General features: G+C 44.0%; 23 protein-coding genes and 2 tRNA genes. 24 read left to right on the top strand and 1 reads right to left on the bottom strand.

The genetic code is table 11. The features are described 5' to 3' along the window. Positions 1–44: 44 nt before the first annotated feature. The 9 genes from mutL (at position 45) to MIS45_RS02550 (ending at position 7,442) form a co-directional block, all read left to right on the top strand. Positions 45–1,976, top strand: coding sequence for a DNA mismatch repair endonuclease MutL (gene mutL / locus MIS45_RS02590; RefSeq protein ID WP_249450905.1), 1,932 nt, complete (start codon positions 45–47; stop codon positions 1,974–1,976). 109 nt (positions 1,977–2,085) lie between these two features. Beyond that, entirely contained in the window at positions 2,086–2,958 is an 873-nt protein-coding gene (gene rsmI / locus MIS45_RS02585) for a 16S rRNA (cytidine(1402)-2'-O)-methyltransferase (RefSeq protein WP_249451324.1), read from the top strand. A gap of 28 nt (positions 2,959–2,986) precedes the next feature. After that, positions 2,987–3,568, top strand: a complete 582-nt coding sequence (locus tag MIS45_RS02580; protein WP_249450904.1) for a hypothetical protein — start codon at positions 2,987–2,989, stop codon at positions 3,566–3,568. A gap of 34 nt (positions 3,569–3,602) precedes the next feature. Further along, positions 3,603–3,770 (top strand): histidine phosphatase family protein, encoded by a 168-nt coding sequence (locus MIS45_RS02575; protein ID WP_249449052.1) that lies wholly within the window; start codon positions 3,603–3,605, stop codon positions 3,768–3,770. After that, positions 3,754–4,290: a hypothetical protein gene (locus MIS45_RS02570; protein ID WP_249450903.1), complete on the top strand. Its 537-nt coding sequence runs from the start codon at positions 3,754–3,756 to the stop codon at positions 4,288–4,290. Before MIS45_RS02575 ends, MIS45_RS02570 begins: the two co-directional genes overlap by 17 nt. A gap of 28 nt (positions 4,291–4,318) precedes the next feature. Beyond that, a complete protein-coding gene (locus MIS45_RS02565; protein ID WP_249449050.1) occupies positions 4,319–4,462 on the top strand; it encodes a histidine phosphatase family protein in 144 nt (47 codons plus the stop codon). Positions 4,463–4,498: 36 nt separating this feature from the next. Then, positions 4,499–5,845 carry a deoxyguanosinetriphosphate triphosphohydrolase gene (locus MIS45_RS02560; protein WP_249450902.1) on the top strand — a complete coding sequence of 449 codons (1,347 nt, stop codon included), beginning with the start codon at positions 4,499–4,501 and terminating at the stop codon, positions 5,843–5,845. A gap of 183 nt (positions 5,846–6,028) precedes the next feature. Beyond that, positions 6,029–6,754, top strand: a complete 726-nt coding sequence (locus tag MIS45_RS02555; protein ID WP_249450901.1) for a DUF554 domain-containing protein — start codon at positions 6,029–6,031, stop codon at positions 6,752–6,754. A gap of 79 nt (positions 6,755–6,833) precedes the next feature. Next, positions 6,834–7,442 (top strand): hypothetical protein, encoded by a 609-nt coding sequence (locus MIS45_RS02550; RefSeq protein ID WP_249450900.1) that lies wholly within the window; start codon positions 6,834–6,836, stop codon positions 7,440–7,442. Positions 7,443–7,922: 480 nt separating this feature from the next. Here the strand turns inward: MIS45_RS02550 and MIS45_RS02545 are convergent, their stop codons facing one another. Next, positions 7,923–8,645, bottom strand: a complete 723-nt coding sequence (locus MIS45_RS02545; protein ID WP_249450899.1) for a DUF4184 family protein — start codon at positions 8,643–8,645, stop codon at positions 7,923–7,925. 96 nt (positions 8,646–8,741) lie between these two features. Between MIS45_RS02545 and ribA the strand changes: the two genes are divergently transcribed. From ribA to MIS45_RS02470, 15 genes are all read left to right on the top strand, one after another. Then, positions 8,742–9,341 carry a GTP cyclohydrolase II gene (ribA, locus tag MIS45_RS02540; protein WP_249450898.1) on the top strand — a complete coding sequence of 200 codons (600 nt, stop codon included), beginning with the start codon at positions 8,742–8,744 and terminating at the stop codon, positions 9,339–9,341. Between the two features lie 2 nt (positions 9,342–9,343). Further along, entirely contained in the window at positions 9,344–9,736 is a 393-nt protein-coding gene (locus tag MIS45_RS02535; protein WP_249450897.1) for a DUF1304 family protein, read from the top strand. Between the two features lie 152 nt (positions 9,737–9,888). Next, a tRNA-Val gene (locus MIS45_RS02530) sits at positions 9,889–9,964 on the top strand. A gap of 36 nt (positions 9,965–10,000) precedes the next feature. Next, positions 10,001–10,077: transfer RNA gene (locus MIS45_RS02525), tRNA-Asp, on the top strand. A gap of 208 nt (positions 10,078–10,285) precedes the next feature. Beyond that, positions 10,286–11,089 (top strand): ABC transporter ATP-binding protein, encoded by an 804-nt coding sequence (locus MIS45_RS02520; RefSeq protein WP_249450896.1) that lies wholly within the window; start codon positions 10,286–10,288, stop codon positions 11,087–11,089. A 46-nt stretch (positions 11,090–11,135) separates the two neighbouring features. Next, the gene (locus MIS45_RS02515; RefSeq protein WP_249450895.1) at positions 11,136–11,828 is read left to right on the top strand and encodes a thiosulfate sulfurtransferase; all 693 of its coding nucleotides are present in this window, start codon (positions 11,136–11,138) and stop codon (positions 11,826–11,828) included. Positions 11,829–11,977: 149 nt separating this feature from the next. Continuing rightward, entirely contained in the window at positions 11,978–12,751 is a 774-nt protein-coding gene (mlaE, locus tag MIS45_RS02510; RefSeq protein WP_249451323.1) for a lipid asymmetry maintenance ABC transporter permease subunit MlaE, read from the top strand. A 54-nt stretch (positions 12,752–12,805) separates the two neighbouring features. Continuing rightward, positions 12,806–13,285 carry an outer membrane lipid asymmetry maintenance protein MlaD gene (gene mlaD, locus MIS45_RS02505; RefSeq protein ID WP_249450894.1) on the top strand — a complete coding sequence of 160 codons (480 nt, stop codon included), beginning with the start codon at positions 12,806–12,808 and terminating at the stop codon, positions 13,283–13,285. 87 nt (positions 13,286–13,372) lie between these two features. Further along, positions 13,373–13,993 carry an MlaC/ttg2D family ABC transporter substrate-binding protein gene (locus MIS45_RS02500; RefSeq protein ID WP_249443080.1) on the top strand — a complete coding sequence of 207 codons (621 nt, stop codon included), beginning with the start codon at positions 13,373–13,375 and terminating at the stop codon, positions 13,991–13,993. Further along, a complete protein-coding gene (locus MIS45_RS02495; protein WP_249450893.1) occupies positions 13,993–14,268 on the top strand; it encodes an STAS domain-containing protein in 276 nt (91 codons plus the stop codon). Before MIS45_RS02500 ends, MIS45_RS02495 begins: the two co-directional genes overlap by 1 nt. Then, positions 14,253–15,035 (top strand): MlaA family lipoprotein, encoded by a 783-nt coding sequence (locus MIS45_RS02490; protein ID WP_249450892.1) that lies wholly within the window; start codon positions 14,253–14,255, stop codon positions 15,033–15,035. Before MIS45_RS02495 ends, MIS45_RS02490 begins: the two co-directional genes overlap by 16 nt. Before the next feature lie 24 nt (positions 15,036–15,059). Continuing rightward, the gene (locus tag MIS45_RS02485; protein WP_249450891.1) at positions 15,060–15,419 is read left to right on the top strand and encodes a VacJ; all 360 of its coding nucleotides are present in this window, start codon (positions 15,060–15,062) and stop codon (positions 15,417–15,419) included. 14 nt (positions 15,420–15,433) lie between these two features. After that, a complete protein-coding gene (locus MIS45_RS02480) occupies positions 15,434–15,631 on the top strand; it encodes a hypothetical protein (RefSeq protein ID WP_249450890.1) in 198 nt (65 codons plus the stop codon). Between the two features lies 1 nt (position 15,632). Further along, positions 15,633–16,043, top strand: a complete 411-nt coding sequence (locus MIS45_RS02475; RefSeq protein WP_249450889.1) for an acyl-CoA thioesterase — start codon at positions 15,633–15,635, stop codon at positions 16,041–16,043. Continuing rightward, positions 16,036–16,542 (top strand): TlpA family protein disulfide reductase, encoded by a 507-nt coding sequence (locus MIS45_RS02470; RefSeq protein WP_249450888.1) that lies wholly within the window; start codon positions 16,036–16,038, stop codon positions 16,540–16,542. Before MIS45_RS02475 ends, MIS45_RS02470 begins: the two co-directional genes overlap by 8 nt. Positions 16,543–16,827 lie beyond the last annotated feature (285 nt).

The following is a 16,827-nucleotide window of genomic DNA, read 5'->3' as shown; positions in this document are numbered from 1 at the left end:
ATCTTTTACAATCTCTCCTCTCATTGATTGAATACACGCGCACTATGTCCCAAATCATCAAACTCCCCGACCACCTAATCAACCAAATTGCCGCAGGCGAAGTGGTGGAACGCCCTGCCAACGCCCTAAAAGAAATCGTGGAAAACAGCCTAGACGCTGGCGCAAGCCATATTTCCGTAGAAATCGCAGGAGGCGGCATTAAACTGCTTCGTGTCAGCGATAATGGCGCAGGCATGCATGCCGATGATTTGCCGCTTGCCTTGTCGCGCCACGCCACCAGTAAAATCAAAAATTTATCCGATTTGGAACATGTCCGCAGCATGGGATTTCGCGGCGAAGGTTTGGCGAGCATTGCTTCTGTGTCGCGCCTAACCCTAACTAGCCGCACCGCTGAAACCGCCCACGCTCACCAAATCCGCGCCGAAGACGGCGTATTAAGCGCGGTCAGCGCAGCCGCCCACCCCATCGGCACAACGGTAGAAGTCTGCGAACTATTTTTCAACACCCCAGCGCGGCGCAAATTTTTAAAATCCGAAAACACGGAATACGCCCATTGCGCCACCATGTTGGAACGCTTGGCGTTGGCGAATCCACAAGTGGCATTTTCATTAAAAAACAATGGCAAAGCGGTGTTTTCTTATCCCGCGCAATCTTTGGCGGAACGTGTGGCGGCGATTGTTGGCGCAGAGTTTCAGGCTGCCTGTTTGCCTGTGGACAGCGGCGAAAATGTGTTGCGCGTACACGGTTTTATCGCCAAACCCACATTTAGCAAAGGCAAATCGGACAATCAATTTTGTTTTGTTAATAATCGTTTTGTGCGCGATAAAGTGATTTTGCATGCGGTCAAACAAGCGTATCGAGACGTGTTGCACAATCAGATGACACCTGCATTTGTGCTGTTTTTAGAGATACCGCCAGAGCTGGTGGACGTGAATGTGCACCCGACCAAAACCGAAATCCGTTTCCGCGACAGTCAGGCGGTACACCAATTAATTTTTCATAGTTTAAACAAGGTGTTGGCAGACACACGCGCGGATTTAACCGATAGCGTGGGCAATGCTAGCGAAATTTTGCAGGAACGCGTTTTGGGTGAGCCAGCCTCTGTTCCCTCTCCCATTCCAAACGGTGCAGGGTTAGGGTGGGGGCAAACGGAAATTTCAGGCAGCCTGAAAACCAGTTTCCCTAATAATCAAAAAGTTACCCCTGTTAATTATTCCGCCTTTCGTGCGCCACAACAACGCAGCCTGTCTTTGCGTGAGCGACAAGCGGCGATGAATACTTATGCGGAATTGTATCGCGATGATGAATTAACGGCATGGGAACAAACGCATTTACCCGAAACAAATCATACGCAGGCTATTGAATCTTCATCGGAAAAAATAGAAAAACCAGATTACCCTTTGGGATTTGCATTGGCGCAATTATTGGGAATTTATATTTTGGCGCAAACCGCGGATGGCTTGATTTTGGTGGATATGCACGCGGCAGCGGAACGTGTGAATTATGAAAAAATGAAAGCAGCACGGCTTTCAGGCAGCCTGAAAACGCAAATATTGTTGATTCCAATGACTTTTGCAGCTACGCATGAAGAACGTGCCGCCGCCGCAGATTATGCCGATGTGCTATGTGATTATGGCTTAGCATTGACGGATTTGGGCAATGGACAAATAGCGGTCAAATCTGTGCCTGCCATGTTAGGACAAGCAGATGCAGCAGCATTGGCACAAGATGTGTTGCGTGAATTAATGGCAGTAGGCAGTTCGCAAGTTATTGAACAATATGAAAATCAAATTTTAAGCACAATGGCGTGCCATGGTTCGGTACGCGCTGGGCGACAATTGACGCTGCCTGAAATGAACGCTTTATTGCGCGATATGGAAGCCACACCACGCAGCAATCAATGCAATCATGGGCGACCGACTTGGGTGCGGATTGGTTTGGCAGATTTGGACGCGCTGTTTTTGCGTGGACAATGAGTTTCAGGCTGCCTAATTTTTTATTAGGCAGCCTGAAAAACTATTTTCGCGTTAAAATCTTTTCTATCTATTCTTTACTATATTTTCAGGCAGCCTGAAAAACCAATATATTATGCAAAAACATTTCCAAAAAGCATTAGATTCCATACAAAACAGCACGTTATACATTGTCGCCACGCCCATTGGTAATTTGGCAGACATTACCTTACGCGCCCTTGCCGTGTTGCAAGCCGCCGATGTGGTGTGCGCGGAAGACACGCGCGTGTCGGCACAATTACTGGCGGCATACGGCATTCAGGCGAAATTGCTCTCCGTGCGCGAACACAATGAGCAGCAAATGGCAGACAAAATCATCACCGCACTTGCCGAAGGTAAACGCGTGGCGCAAATTTCGGATGCTGGCACGCCTGCCGTATGCGACCCAGGGGCGAAATTGGTGGCGCGTGTGCGTGAAGCAGGTTTCGTGGTTGTGCCTGTGGTGGGGGCGAGCGCGGTCATGGGCGCGTTGAGCGTGGCGGGCGTGTCCGAACCACATTTTTATTTTCATGGCTTTTTGCCGCCAAAATCGGGCGAGCGTGTGAAATTATTTGAGCAATGGCAAAACGCCGATTACCCCATCATCGCTTTTGAAACACCACACCGAATCGCGGCAACATTGGACGATATGGAAAATACGTTTCCCAATAGAACCATCATGTTGGCAAGAGAAATCACGAAAACTTTTGAAACTTTTTTGGTGGGAACGGTCAGCGAATTGCGCGAAAAATTAGCTGCCGACAGCAATCAATCGCGTGGCGAAATGGTGTTGGTCATACACGCGAATGTGGTAGAAAAATCGGACACGCTGCCTGAAACGGCGCAAAATGTGATGAAAATCTTGTCCGCCGAATTGCCCACCAAACAAGCAGCAGAATTAGCCGCCAAAATCACAGGGGAAAGCAAAAAGGCTTTGTATGATTTGGCGATTTCTTGGAAGAAATAGCTTTCAGGCTGCCTGAAAGGTCAAAAATATGCCCAAATATTCTGCAAAAAAACACCGTAAACCGCGTTATAAGCAGTCGCATCGTCCCAATTCTACTGCTTCAATCGCGTTGTTTGAATTGCCGAGCAATAAACCGCGTCATGTGGTTCCATTAGCCAATGGTGGACGGCGTTATCTGATTTCTATTTGGGCGGCTATTTTTATGCCGATTGCTGCGATTGCCGCGGGCGGTATCTTCGGAATGGTTTACGCTGCAATTTGTGTGATGTTGGGATTAACTCATTGGTCGGCATGGATTTTATTTGGATTATTTTGGTTGTGGCTCACCGAAAGTTGGTGGTTTGGTTTAAGTACACGCAAATTTGCTGATGTTTACGCGGACAGAATTGTGATGTATGGTGTTTTAGGGCGGAAAAAATATGTTTTTTCGCGTGCAAAATGCACGTTTTACTACATTCTCCATAACAGGGATATTACACCCGCATTATGGGTTAAACGCGAAAATCGCCAATTCCCTATTCGCGTGGATAATACATTGTGTGCGGATTGGGAAGATTTTTTGTTTGAAACGGGCGCAGTAGAAATATTGGGACATTTACGGCGTGAATAGCTTGATTTTTCAGGCAGCCTGAAAGGAAAAAATCATGAAAACCATCTATTTTATCCGCCATGCACAAAGTCTAGCCAACGCAGGCGGCATCAGTCTGCCCGAACGCGACATTCCATTAAGCGATTTGGGCAAACAACAAGCTGTTGAACTGGTTTTCAGGCTGCCTGAAAAAACAAAGGATAATCATGTTCCGCATTTCTAGACTTTGGCTGATGATTTGGATTTTTATTGGTGGGATGTTACCGTTTGCCATTTGGTATGGTGATGGAATAGGCGTGGCACATGAAACACAGCCTTTACGCATTTGGGGTGTAGCTTCCATATTAACGTGCTTATTTGGCTTGTTATTTCAAGTTGAAAATGATGTTATAGATGAATATGGGATTTTGGACACAGAACATCGCAGCCCTTTATTTATGCTTATTGTAGGTTTTTTGAGTGTGCTATTTGGCATGACAGGTTGGGTAACTTTAATATTTGCGATAGCGATTTCTTTTGCACCAGAACGTATTGTTGCTGCAAAAATGGGTGGTGTCCATATTAGTGGAAGCAGGGGGCGCATCTGTAAAACGTGGATTGAACAAAGCGAAATGGCTGAATTAATTGGGCATTCTTTCCGCGTAACTTGGGGGCAATGTTATCAAATCAAGCGTAATTCCAATGTTAAATTATCCGTTCACAAAAATGTCGCAGGAATGTCGGTGGAAGTATTGGAAGAATAATTGTCAGGCAGCCTGAAAGGAAAAAATCATGAAAACCATCTATTTTATCCGCCACGCACAAAACCACGCCAACGCAGGCGGCATCAGTCTGCCCGAACGAGACATTCCATTAAGCGATTTAAGTAAACAACAAGTGGCTGAACTGGTTTTCAGGCTGCATCATAATAAATAGGCAGCCTGAAAATAAACAAAATACAAGGAATTGATTATGGCTACGCTGATGAATTGGACACAATTAATGTCCACCACCCGTTTTCAAATCAACGAGCAGCGTGATATTGTGGCAATGCCGCCGTCCATATCCCACGATGCGTATCGCACGCCGTTTCATGTGGATTACGACCGCTTGGTGTTTTCGCACGCCTTTCGCCGTTTGGGACGCAAAACTCAAGTCCACCCACTTGCCAAAAATGACCACACCCACAATCGTTTGACGCACAGCGTAGAAGTTGCCAGTGTAGGGCGCAGTTTGGGGCGCAAAGTCGGCGGTATGTTGGCAGCCAATCAACGTTTGCCCGCGCATACGCAAGTGGACGATTTTGGCATGGTGGTACAAGTGGCGTGTTTGGCGCACGATGTCGGCAATCCACCGTTTGGACACACAGGCGAAGATGCTTTGCGCCAATGGTTTCGTGATGCAGCACATCAAAAATATCTGCAAAATTTATCGCGCGAACACATCAACGATATTCAAACATACGAAGGTAATGCACACAGTTTGCGCCAAGTCGCCAGTTTGGAAATGTATGCCGAACAAGGCGGTATGCGTTTGACCGCAGCTTCCATCGGCGCATTGTTAAAATATCCGTGGACAAGTAGCCACCCAGATTATGGACGGCGCAAATTCAATATTTATCAAGCAGAATTGCCCTATATTCGCCACATTGCCCACAATTTAGGGCTGCCTGAAAAGCAAGGCGATTGTTGGGCGCGTCATCCCTTATCGTATTTAATGGAAGCAGCGGACGATATTTGTTACGCGCTGATGGATTTGGAAGACGCGATTGACTTGGAATTATTGGATTACGAAACCGTATCCGATGTACTCGCGCCACTTGCTAAACCAGAACATCGCCAAGTCAGCAATCCGCGCGACAAAATCGCCATGATGCGCGGTTATGCGATTGGACAAGCGATAGAAAGTATTGCCCACACTTTTATTCAACACGAAACCGATTTACTCAACGGCGAATTTTGTGAAAAAGATTTGCTCAGTTGCACCCCAACGCATGTACAAGAAACGCTGAACAACGCCAAAAATCTGGCTCGTGAGCGCGTGTTTCGTCATCGCAGCAAATTGATGTACGAATTGGCAGCATTCCCTTGTTTGGGTTCATTATTGGATTTATTGGTGCCGAGTGTTCATGAATATGTGGTTTCAGGCAGCCTTAATGTACATCAATCATTGGCATTAGAATTACTCAATCCAGCCGAAATCAAACGCGAAGATGGCTTGTATTTGGCTTATATGAAAGTATTGGATTATGTTGGTGGCATGACCGATAATTACGCCGCCAAAACCGCACGAGAATTATCGGGTGTGAATATTTTATAAGATAAACATTGATTTATATAGTAAAAGGCAGCCTGAAAAGGCACTATTGTCTATTCACGATAGTCAGTTTTTGCTAGATTGATTGTTGCCATGTAGTCATAAATCAGGTATGTTTCAGCCTAATTTTCAGGCTGCTTTTGTACAAAAGGCAGCCTGAAACCCATTCCATTGACAAGGAAAACCATGCAACATTTCCCCATTGGCCCTTTTATCAATGCCGCCGCCATTGCATTGGGCGGCATACTTGGCGCATTTTTTGGCGACAAAATCCCCGAACGCATCCGCACAGGCTTGATTCCATTTTTTGGTTTGGCATCAATGGGTTTAGGCATTGTCAGCTTACCGAATGTCAAATATTTTGCCGCCGTTGTGCTGGCTTCCGTATTTGGTTTGATTATTGGCGAATTGTTACATTTAGAAACCCGTTTGAACAAACTGGCAGGCAGCGTACGCGGCATAGTTAATAAAGTATTTCCGTCAGAAGGCTTATCGCACGAAGAATTTTTAGACAAATATGTCGCCTTGGTAGTGTTGTTTTGCATCAGTGGCACAGGCATATTCGGCTCCATGCACGAAGGCATGACAGGCGACCCGTCCATTTTATACATCAAAACCATTTTGGATTTTTTTACCGCAGGCATTTTTGCAATTAGTTTAGGCATGGCGGTTTCTACGATTGTCGTACCACAATTAAGCGTTCAGTTGAGTTTATTTTTCCTTGCCACACTGATTGTGCCACTGACCACGCCCGATATGCGTGCCGATTTTTACGCAGCAGGTGGTTTGATTATGCTTGCCACAGGCTTGCGGATTATGGGAATAAAATCGTTTCCCGTTGCCAATATGATTCCGACTTTGTTTTTGATTATGCCGACATCTTATTTATGGCACACATTTATTGCTAATTAAATGATGAACCATTTATAGTCGGTTCAACCCAATAAGCAGCCTGAAAAAATACTTTTCAGGCTGCCCTAATGACCTAATTATGAAACAAATTAAAGATTATTTACAAACCCAAGCCTTGAAGCTCAATCATGATGAAATTGCCGTTGCTCGCGCAGCGACACAAACGGTGCTGGCACAAGGTCGTGCCCACATTGATAATGCGATTGTGCAACACGATGGGCTGCCTGAACATATTTCAAATCAGATTAATACTCTAAAACAATTATTTATGGCGTTGGATTCCATTTATTCACGTCAAAAAGAAATACAAACTGCCATCATTTATGCGCAGCCTGAAAATGGCAATTTGATTCGCGTGGCGCAAATAGGCGTACCGATTGAAACCGAATTATCCACTCACGAAGACAGCGCATGGCAATATTTAGCCGCACGAACGGCGCATTCAGGCTGGGCAAATATCGCAGACAATGTGGAAAAATGGCTACAAATTGGCGAACTTCGGGGCGAGCATAATCGTCGCACCGTTAGTCAAGCCAGTTTGCCGATTTGTGGCGAAGACGGCATTGTGTACGGCGTGTTGCATATTGAGAGCAAGGTGGCATTATCGGAAAACGCTTTGGCAGATTGGGTAGGGCTGGCATTGGGCGTATTACCCGTGTTGCGCGAATGTATAGTCGTTTCAAATTAACACGTACAAGGCGACAACGACCGCCGTGTACATCTAGTACATAAGGGCGTTGGCAACGCTGTACTATTTGTATTTGAAACGACTATAGTGAAGCGTAACTTTATTTCAGGCTAACCCCTTTGCAAAACCTATTCAGACTGCCTGAAAACGCGTAGGTCAGATACCCGTATCCGACGTTTCAAATCAAAACAAATAATTGTTCCATATAAGAAATATCGGATTCAAAAACTCGACCTACAATTTTGAGTTTTATAGTGAATTCACTAAACCAGTACAGCGTTGCCAGCTCCCTTATGTACTATGTGTACACGGCAGTCGCTGTCGCCTTGTCCTGATTTAGTGAATCCACTATACAAAGTTTCAGGCTGCCTTTTAGCATAGGTGAGATGCAACTTATTTGCATCAAATCCTAAAATAATTTAATGATTTGAAATAGTGCAACAAGTAGTGTTCTATACGCATACTATTGTCAAATAAAAATTAGTTGTATTTTGCGCGATATTTCTGTAACACAGCCTGAAACGTAAACGCAATTATCGTACAATCCACACCACGAATAATCCAAGTCGCCACATTGTTCCAAGTAATAGCTTGTATGATTTGCCAAATAATGAGCAAAAGCAAACTGTTTAATATGCAAATTAGCCAAAATTGTATTTTTTCTTGCGTAGAAACAGGGGAAATATGCGGTGCATATTTGGCAGCAAGCAAAATATACACGCCGCAAATTACTAAACCAAACACACCACAGCCATATTGCAACCATTTAAATAAGGGAAAAATACCAATATGTTCGCTTAAAATTGAGAATTGTGCGACAAAATAACCTGTTTGATGGGTAAACTCATCCAAAAAAAGATGAGTTATCATGCCAATCAATGCAGATGTGCTAAAACGCCAAAATCGTGTGTTCAGGCTGCCTGAAAAAGCTGGGTGGCGTGGCGCAATATTGATGATAGTGGGTAAATAATCGCGCAATACATCATGCCAAATGGCTTTATAAATCGCGTAGAAAACAAAGCATAATGGTAAATTAATTAACCACACTCCCCAAAATGTATGCCCAATAGAAAAAGATGCTTGTCCACCTAAAAAATAAACAAAATCAGGCGACAAACTGCCTAAAATCAGCGCAGGAAAATGGCATTTTGAGCAACGCGCCCAAGGCAACACAGCTGCTGGGTGAGCAAGGGTAAAGGGCATAATTGTTTCCCAAATAAAAAACACTATTTTAAATATTTTCAGGCAGCCTGAAAGCCAATTTTATACGAAATTCAATATATTTTTAGAAAAATCAAAATGATAAACAATCCAATTACACACATTACTTCCTGTCGCCTGCCAACCGAATATGGCGTGTTTCAAATGCATGGTTTTGAAGATTCACGCACAGGACAAGAACACGTCGCGCTGGTTATGGGTCAAGTGGCAGGCGCTGAACCCGTATTATCGCGTATTCACAGCGAGTGTTTAACAGGCGATGCGCTATTTTCGCAAAAATGTGATTGTGGCCCACAGCTTCAAGCAGCCATGCAAGCGGTACAACAAGCAGGACGAGGCGTGATTGTCTATTTGCGCCAAGAAGGACGCGGCATTGGTTTAATTAACAAAATTCGCGCTTACCGTCTGCAAGATGAAGGCATGGATACAGTAGAAGCCAATCTTGCACTGGGTTTACCCATTGATGCACGCGATTTCAGCATCGCCAAACATATTTACGACCACTTGGGCGTACAATCAGTACGTTTGCTAACGAATAATCCCGAAAAAATCCAAACAATGCGTGATAGTGGTATTGAAATTGCCGAACGCGTACCGTTAAAAGTGGGAAAAAACCCTGAAAACGAAGGGTATCTTCACATCAAAGCCCTCAAACTCAACCATTTTTTGAAAGACTAAATATGCTGATACTTGCGTTGCTATTTGCCATCGCCGTTGCTGCGTTGCACTACCGCATTTTTTTCTTAGAACTACCTGCATATGGGCAAGCCGCTTTTCGCCGTATTTTCGGTATTCGAGAAAAAGATATTGCCACATTAAAACCCATATTCAATAATTTAGCGATATACAATTTAGCGTTAGCAGCCAATTTAACGATTGCTATTTTCTTGCATTTATTTATGACCGATAGCGCGTATGTATACGGTATCGCCAATGGTTTATTATTTGCGTCCTTAATAACCGCGATGGCTACAGGTGGATATTTAGCGTACAGCAATCCAGCAAAACGCAAAATTGCTGCATTTCAAGCTGTGCCAGCATTGTTGAGTATTTTATGCTTATCGCTTGCCTAATGGTTTTCAGGCTGCCCTTTTTAAAATAGGCAGCCTGAAAAAAATAATTTATATTTTTATCATGTATTTATATTTTATTTAACAAATAACACTTGCTAAATTAAGTTAAATTTGGTTTAATAATGTCTTTCGCAGCTAACGCGAAACAAAACGGGTGATTAGCTCAGTTGGTAGAGCGTCTGCCTTACAAGCAGAATGTCGGCGGTTCGACTCCGTCATCACCCACCATTTTTTTGGGCGTTTGATAAATCAAATAGCTCTTGCGCGGTGGTAGCTCAGTTGGTTAGAGTACTGGCCTGTCACGCCAGTGGTCGCGGGTTCGAGCCCCGTCCACCGCGCCAAATTTCATCATGTATCCTTTCGTAAATCCTTTGGTTAGTTATAACCAACTTAATAGCTCTTTGAGTTCACATTTGACTCAAAGAGTTTTTTTCATCTGTATCATTTTATCTACTGCTTGCGTAAAATCATGTTTAGCTAAAATCTTTGGCTTGCGTTCCCTTTTTTGAGCGCATAAGATACCCCTTTTCATTTTGCATACCTGCTCCCATGACCACACCTTTTATTGAATTTCAAAATGTTGCTTTTGCTTATGGCGACCGTCCGATTTTGCACAATGTGAGTTTTACCATTGAGCAAGGACGATTTACGGCAATTATGGGTGGTTCAGGCAGCGGTAAAACCACCATGATGCGCTTGATTACGGGACAACTGCGTCCAACATCGGGCACAATTTTGGTTAAAGGGCGCGATTTGGCGACTTTTTCAGCACAGGATTGGAACGAACACCGCCGTGCAATGGGCGTGTTATTCCAACAAGGCGCGTTGTTTACCGATTTGAATGTATATGAAAACATTGCGTTTCCCATGCGTGAATTGACCCAGCTGCCTGAAAATGTGATGCGTGATTTGGTATTGTTGAAATTGAATGCGGTGGGTTTGCGTGGCGTGGAACAGTTGATGCCAGCGGAATTATCGGGTGGTATGGCGCGGCGAGTGGCGTTGGCGCGGACGATTGCACTTGACCCTGAATTGATGTTGTTTGACGAGCCGTTTACGGGGCTTGACCCGATTTCTTTGGGCGTGATTGCGCATTTGATTCATCGCGTAACCAAAGCGTTGCGTTCCACCAGTATTATGGTAACGCATGATGTGGGGCATTCGCTACAACTGGTTGACCAGATTATCTTTTTGGCGCATGGCGAGATTTTGTTTTCAGGCAGCCCGCAAGAAATGGAAAACAGCGATTCGGAATGGATTAAGCAATTTGTGGGTGGTTTACCCAATGGACCTGTGGCGTTTCGTTATCCTGCGCCAAAGAGTTTGCAAGATGATTTGTTGGGTGCGAAATAGTTTTCAGGCTGCCTTTTTGTCATCAATAATAAATGGAGCGTTGAACATGAAACTGAAATCTGTGGGTTTAATGGTCGCTGCGTTATTGGTGTTGAGTTTGAATGGTTGTACGATGATGCTTTGGGGGCTGAAACCTTTCTATACAACGGACTATCACTATCAAGATGCAGGTATGGATAATGTGTATGCTTTTGGGCAAATACAGCAGGATAATCCGCAACTGAAAGCGGGTAGTTTGTTGATGATGGGCGATAAATATTGGTATGCATTGGATAAAGATACGGCGCAACGTTTGCTGCCTGTGTTGAATGCGAAATTGGCGCGACAATATCAAATTAAAGATTATAGTCATGATGATGTAAAAGGTTTACCTGTTACCATTTATACAGAAAATCAACGTTTTAATAGCAATTTCTGCTTGCATTATACAACGCGTGATGCAAAAGAAATCACGGTTCTGCAAGACTTGTCGTTTAAGAAATGGGATAAGCAGCCTGAAACATATGTGCGTTGTTTCTTAAATAATGGTGAAATTTTTTCGAAACCTGTTTCGGCTAAATCGGATTACCGTTTTGAGCAAAGTGTGCCTGTGGTATTACAAGTGCGTACAGAAAGCAAAAATGTGGATGTAGGCGATTTATTGGGGAGGATTTTGGTAACACCATTAACTTTGGCTGCTGATGTGGTACTTATTCCAATAGGATTATTGGGTGCTTTTGTTGGTTCAGTCAGTAAATAAATGGTTTTGTAAAATGGCATATTCAGGCTGCCTTTTGTACAAAATGTTGAATTATGGCAGCCTGAAAGCGTGGTGCGTGGCAAGACGCGCGTTCTGAACAATTAAATGATTTTTTTCAGGCTGCCTGAAATATGAAATAGACATAAATGATGAATTTTATCCAAACAATTGGTGCGAAAACTTTGGCGTTTATTCAAACGCTTGGGGCAAATGCGCTGTTTTTATTGAATATTTTGTTACTGTTACCACAGTCGTTGTTGCGTCCGCGTTTGACGGTGCGGCAGATGTATTTTTCGGGTGTGTTGTCGGTGTTGATTATTGCGGTGTCGGGTTTGTTTGTCGGCATGGTAATTGGTTTGCAGGGTTACACGCAGTTGGCGAAATTTAAATCAGCTGATGTGTTGGGCTTTATGGTGGCGGCTTCGCTGTTGCGTGAGCTTGGACCTGTGTTGGCGGCGATTTTGTTTGCCAGCAGTGCGGGTGGTGCGATGACGAGTGAAATTGGTTTGATGAAAACCACCGAGCAGCTTGAAGCGATGAATGTGATGGCGGTGAATCCTGTAGCGCGTGTGGTTGCGCCGCGTTTTTGGGCGGGTGTGATTTCTATGCCTCTGTTGGCGTGTATTTTTAACGTGGCTGGGATTTATGGCGGTTATTTGGTTGGCGTGGAATGGTTGGGTTTAGACGCAGGGGTGTTCTGGTCCAATATGCAAAATAATATTGATGTGTCGTATGATGTGGTCAATGGTTTGATTAAGTCGCTGTGTTTTGGTACGGCGGTGGCGTTGATTGCGGTGTATCAGGGGTTTCATTGTGTGCCGACTGCGGAAGGAATTTTGCGAGCGAGTACGCGCACGGTGGTGTCTTCAGCGTTGGCGGTGTTGGCGTTGGATTTTATTTTGACGGCGTTTATGTTTACTTGATTTTTTCAGGCTGCCTACGGTTTTAATGCAGCCTGAAAATAATGGGATAATCAAATGAAAAAAAGTGTTTTAGAATTTTGGGTGGGTGTGTTTGTGTTGCTGGGTTTTGTGGCTTTGGGGGCGTTGTCGTTCAAAGTGGCGGGCAATAAAGGCGGTTTTGGCAGCAGTACGCAAACTTATACGGTGTATGCGGAATTTGAAGACATCGGTGGTTTGAAAGTGCAAGCGCCAATTAAAACTGCTGGCGTATTGGTTGGACGTGTTAGCAGTATCCAGCTTGACCCGCAAAATTTCCAAGCGAAAGTGAGCATGGAATTGGATAAACAATATCCGTTTAGTGTGGATGCGAGCGCGGCGATTTTGACTTCGGGTTTGTTGGGCGAACAGTATATTGGTTTGACCAATGGCGGTAATGAAGCTAAATTGCAACACGGCGATACTTTATCTTTGACCACTTCGGCGATGGTGTTGGAAAATCTCATCAACAAATTTGTGAGCAATTTTATGAGCAAAGATACTCCAGAGAGTGAATAATTTTCAGGCTACCTGAAATCTAATCATAAAAAATATATGATGATTTATACACAATAAACTTTTGTATTTAACGATAAGGAAAAACATATGAAAAAATCAGCTTTTGTTACTGCATTGAGCATTGGTGTTTTGAGCATCAATATGGCTTTTGCGACACCACAACAAGCCGTTTCGCAAGTGAAAGGCAATGCAACTCAGGTACTGCAAATCTTGAAACAAGCTAATGGCAAAAATGATGATGCCATTCGTAGACAGGCAGAAAACTATGCTGCACCGTATTTTGATTTTGAGTTGATGACACGTTTATCAGTGGGTGCACCATGGAACAAAGCTACTGCCGCTCAAAAACAAACTTTGGTGGAAGAATACCGCAAAATGTTGATTCGCACTTACGCTGGTCAAATGTTGCGTTACAAAAATGCACAAGTAACCGTGAGCGATAAAGCGACAACGAAAAATGGTGGCGCAATGTTCGGTAATCGCCAAGTGGTGGATGTAAATGCAACCATTACTGTACCAGGACAACAGCCAATTAAAGCTGTATTCAGTACCTATCAATCTGGTGGCAAATACAAAGTGTTCAACGTATCTTTTGAGGGTGCGTTCAAATTGGTGCAAATGAAACAACAAGAGTTTAAACCAATTTTGGACAGCAAAGGTATTGAAGGCTTAATCGCCAGCTTAAAAGCCAAAAATGGTAGCAAATAATGCAAACCGAAGTGCAAAATGGCAGCCTGAAAGTACACGGCGAAATCAATGTCCGCAGCGTAAATCGTGCAACATTGGAACAATTTGTCCGTCAAATCAGGCAGCCTGAAATTCATACGGTGGATTTAAGCGGCGTAGAGCGTGCGGATTCTGCTTGCTTATCGCTGATTTTGGCAGCATTGCGTGAAAAAGGCAGCCTGAAATTTCACGCACTGCCTGATAGTGTACGTGCTTTGGCGGAATTGTATGAGGTGGAAGAATGGCTAAACAAATGAAATATCAAAGAATCTTGCTAACCTGTTTATTATTGAGCGCAAGTGGTGCAACCTTGGCAGACAATACCAACGACCCCTATGAACGTTACAATCGTGCCATGTTCACGTTCAATGACAAAGCCGACCAATATGTGATGACCCCCGTTGCGCGGGGTTATCGCAAAGTTACACCAAAACCTGTTCGCTCTGCTGTTCGCAATTTTTTTAATAATTTGCGTGATGTGAATAGCTTTGGCAGCAATGTCTTGCGTGGCAATGTGAAAAATGCGGGCTACGATTTTATGCGCGTTGCCGTGAATACCACTTTCGGTATTGGCGGTTTGATTGACGTTGCTTCTGAGGCTGGTATGCCTAATAACAAAAATACTTTGGGCGACACATTCGCTACATGGGGTTGGAAAAACAGTAATTATTTGGTGTTACCCTTGGTTGGGCCTACCACCGTGCGTGATGGTTTGGGTAATGCGGTTCATACTGTTTATTCGCCCACAGGTGTTATCAATGACCGAGGCACACGTTACGCGCTGATAGGTACCAATGCAGTGAGTAACCGTGAAAATTTGTTGGATACCACCGATGCACTCAACGAAATGGCAGTAGAAAAATACGTTGCCACGCGTACAGCATATATCGCTTTTCGTAATCAACAACTCGGTTTAATGCAGCCTGAAAGCATGGATGAACTGATTGACCCCGAAGCAGATTACGAAAGCAGTGTTTCCCCGACTGAACCAACCATCGCCATGCCAACCCAACTTGAAGAATAACTGTTAATCAAAGGAATCAACATCATGTATGAAGTTAATCGCAGCGTCATTATTGTCGTGCCACAAGAACCTTTTTGGAATTGGCTCAACAATTTACCCAATAGCGACATGAGTGAATTGACATTAGAAGATTTGCAAGACGATGCCAATTCCTATTTAATTCCTGCTTGCGAAAATGCCGATGAAGTATGGGATGAAGTAGAAAGTCGCGTAGAAGAAATTTTTGCTGCCGAACTTGCTGACTGGTGTGATGACGATAGCGAATGGCCCGATTTGCATCCCGATATTTTCCGCGAATGGTTTGATGTGGTGCTGTCCAGCATCGTTACCGATTTGAGCAGCGAACCTTTGGAACGCGAAGCCTTTGAAGCGATTGAAATTTAATTTTTCAGGCTGCCTTGGGGCTAATGATAATTTGGGCGCGGAGTTGGTTTTTCAGGCAAAATCGCCAAATTCAAGGAAAAAATGCGAGCCAATGCTGTCCATTGGTGAGTATTTTTGACGCAGAAGTTGGCGATTTTGACGAAAAAACAACCGCAAACGAATTGTTGTTAGCCTCTATAATCAGGCAGCCTGAAAACCATTTAAATCAATAAAATGAATCTAAAACCCTATATCATCAACGTGTTAAATTATCATTTGGACGGATATGGACACGTCAATAACGCGCGGTATTTGGAATTTTTGGAAGCCGCACGTTGGCATTTTTTCCAACAATATGGGCTGCACGAAACCTTACGCGCCGCCAATTTAGTCGTGTCGCGCATAGACATTCGTTATCGCCGAGCTACCCGTTTGGACGATGAATTGCACATTCACAGTCAACTGACCGCTGCCCAATCACGCCAAATTATCTTGCAACAACAGATATTACATGCCGAAAATGGCTATATTTGCGCCACCGCCGAAGTAACATTGATGCCAACCACAGTTGATGGGCGTGTTTTCAGGCTGCCTGATGATATTTTGCAACCCTTTTCTCACATTATTTCAACCAATCATGAATAAAATTTTTGCTGCATTATGCGCCGCCGTGATTATTGGATTGGGCGCATTTACCTTGTTTTCGCCAGCTACCAATCCTGCGCCAACATTTCAGTTATCTGATTTAAAAGGACAAAATATCAGCAACGCTAATTTAACAGACAAAGTTACGCTGATTAATTTTTGGTTTCCCACTTGCCCTGGTTGTGTTAGCGAAATGCCGAAACTCATCAAAATGGCGCACGATTATCAGGGCAAAGATTTTCAAATTATCGGGATTGCCGTACCGACCACCAATCCTGCCGATAGTTTGGACGGCGTGAAAAATTATGTCGCCAAAGCCCAAATTCCGTTTCAAGTGATGTTTGATGCGGACAAATCCACCGTCAGCAAATTTGTGAAAAATGAGTTGTATCCGACCAGCGTGTTGATTAACAAACGCGGCGAAGTGCTGAAAACCTTTGTTGGCGAGCCTGATTTTGCGGCGTTGTATCAAGAAGTGAATGCGGAATTGGCAAAATAATTTCAGGCTGCATTTTTCGTACACGATAAAAAATAATTGCCGTAGGTCGGGCATTTATAGTCGTAGAAATGAAAATGCAGTACAAGGTGACAACGCCCGCCATGTACGAATAGTACATAAGGGCGTTGGCAACGCCGTACTGCTTTTTCAGTTCTGCGACTATATGCCCGACACAACACACTGTGACAACATTGTCGGGCATAAATGCCCGACCTACAACTCTTGACCCTTTTTCAGGCTGCCTATAATCAGAAAAATCTTTCCTATTTTTGATATAAACATGAT

This window comes from Wielerella bovis (assembly GCF_022354465.1).
GTDB classification, from domain to species: domain Bacteria; phylum Pseudomonadota; class Gammaproteobacteria; order Burkholderiales; family Neisseriaceae; genus Wielerella; species Wielerella bovis.
The sequence above is the reverse complement of the archived record's forward strand: the minus strand, read 5'-3'. Positions and strand labels throughout refer to the sequence as shown.

Bases quoted from the DNA above. Each gene is read 5' to 3' on its own strand.
- mutL (WP_249450905.1), top strand. From the start codon at position 45: ATGTCCCAAATCATCAAACTCCCCGACCACCTAATCAACCAAATTGCC.
- MIS45_RS02580 (WP_249450904.1), top strand. From the start codon at position 2,987: ATGCCCAAATATTCTGCAAAAAAACACCGTAAACCGCGTTATAAGCAG.
- MIS45_RS02575 (WP_249449052.1), top strand. From the start codon at position 3,603: ATGAAAACCATCTATTTTATCCGCCATGCACAAAGTCTAGCCAACGCA.
- MIS45_RS02570 (WP_249450903.1), top strand. From the start codon at position 3,754: ATGTTCCGCATTTCTAGACTTTGGCTGATGATTTGGATTTTTATTGGT.
- MIS45_RS02565 (WP_249449050.1), top strand. From the start codon at position 4,319: ATGAAAACCATCTATTTTATCCGCCACGCACAAAACCACGCCAACGCA.
- MIS45_RS02560 (WP_249450902.1), top strand. From the start codon at position 4,499: ATGGCTACGCTGATGAATTGGACACAATTAATGTCCACCACCCGTTTT.
- MIS45_RS02555 (WP_249450901.1), top strand. From the start codon at position 6,029: ATGCAACATTTCCCCATTGGCCCTTTTATCAATGCCGCCGCCATTGCA.
- MIS45_RS02550 (WP_249450900.1), top strand. From the start codon at position 6,834: ATGAAACAAATTAAAGATTATTTACAAACCCAAGCCTTGAAGCTCAAT.
- MIS45_RS02545 (WP_249450899.1), bottom strand. From the start codon at position 8,645: ATGCCCTTTACCCTTGCTCACCCAGCAGCTGTGTTGCCTTGGGCGCGT.
- ribA (WP_249450898.1), top strand. From the start codon at position 8,742: ATGATAAACAATCCAATTACACACATTACTTCCTGTCGCCTGCCAACC.
- MIS45_RS02535 (WP_249450897.1), top strand. From the start codon at position 9,344: ATGCTGATACTTGCGTTGCTATTTGCCATCGCCGTTGCTGCGTTGCAC.
- MIS45_RS02520 (WP_249450896.1), top strand. From the start codon at position 10,286: ATGACCACACCTTTTATTGAATTTCAAAATGTTGCTTTTGCTTATGGC.
- MIS45_RS02515 (WP_249450895.1), top strand. From the start codon at position 11,136: ATGAAACTGAAATCTGTGGGTTTAATGGTCGCTGCGTTATTGGTGTTG.
- mlaE (WP_249451323.1), top strand. From the start codon at position 11,978: ATGAATTTTATCCAAACAATTGGTGCGAAAACTTTGGCGTTTATTCAA.
- mlaD (WP_249450894.1), top strand. From the start codon at position 12,806: ATGAAAAAAAGTGTTTTAGAATTTTGGGTGGGTGTGTTTGTGTTGCTG.
- MIS45_RS02500 (WP_249443080.1), top strand. From the start codon at position 13,373: ATGAAAAAATCAGCTTTTGTTACTGCATTGAGCATTGGTGTTTTGAGC.
- MIS45_RS02495 (WP_249450893.1), top strand. From the start codon at position 13,993: ATGCAAACCGAAGTGCAAAATGGCAGCCTGAAAGTACACGGCGAAATC.
- MIS45_RS02490 (WP_249450892.1), top strand. From the start codon at position 14,253: ATGGCTAAACAAATGAAATATCAAAGAATCTTGCTAACCTGTTTATTA.
- MIS45_RS02485 (WP_249450891.1), top strand. From the start codon at position 15,060: ATGTATGAAGTTAATCGCAGCGTCATTATTGTCGTGCCACAAGAACCT.
- MIS45_RS02475 (WP_249450889.1), top strand. From the start codon at position 15,633: ATGAATCTAAAACCCTATATCATCAACGTGTTAAATTATCATTTGGAC.
- MIS45_RS02470 (WP_249450888.1), top strand. From the start codon at position 16,036: ATGAATAAAATTTTTGCTGCATTATGCGCCGCCGTGATTATTGGATTG.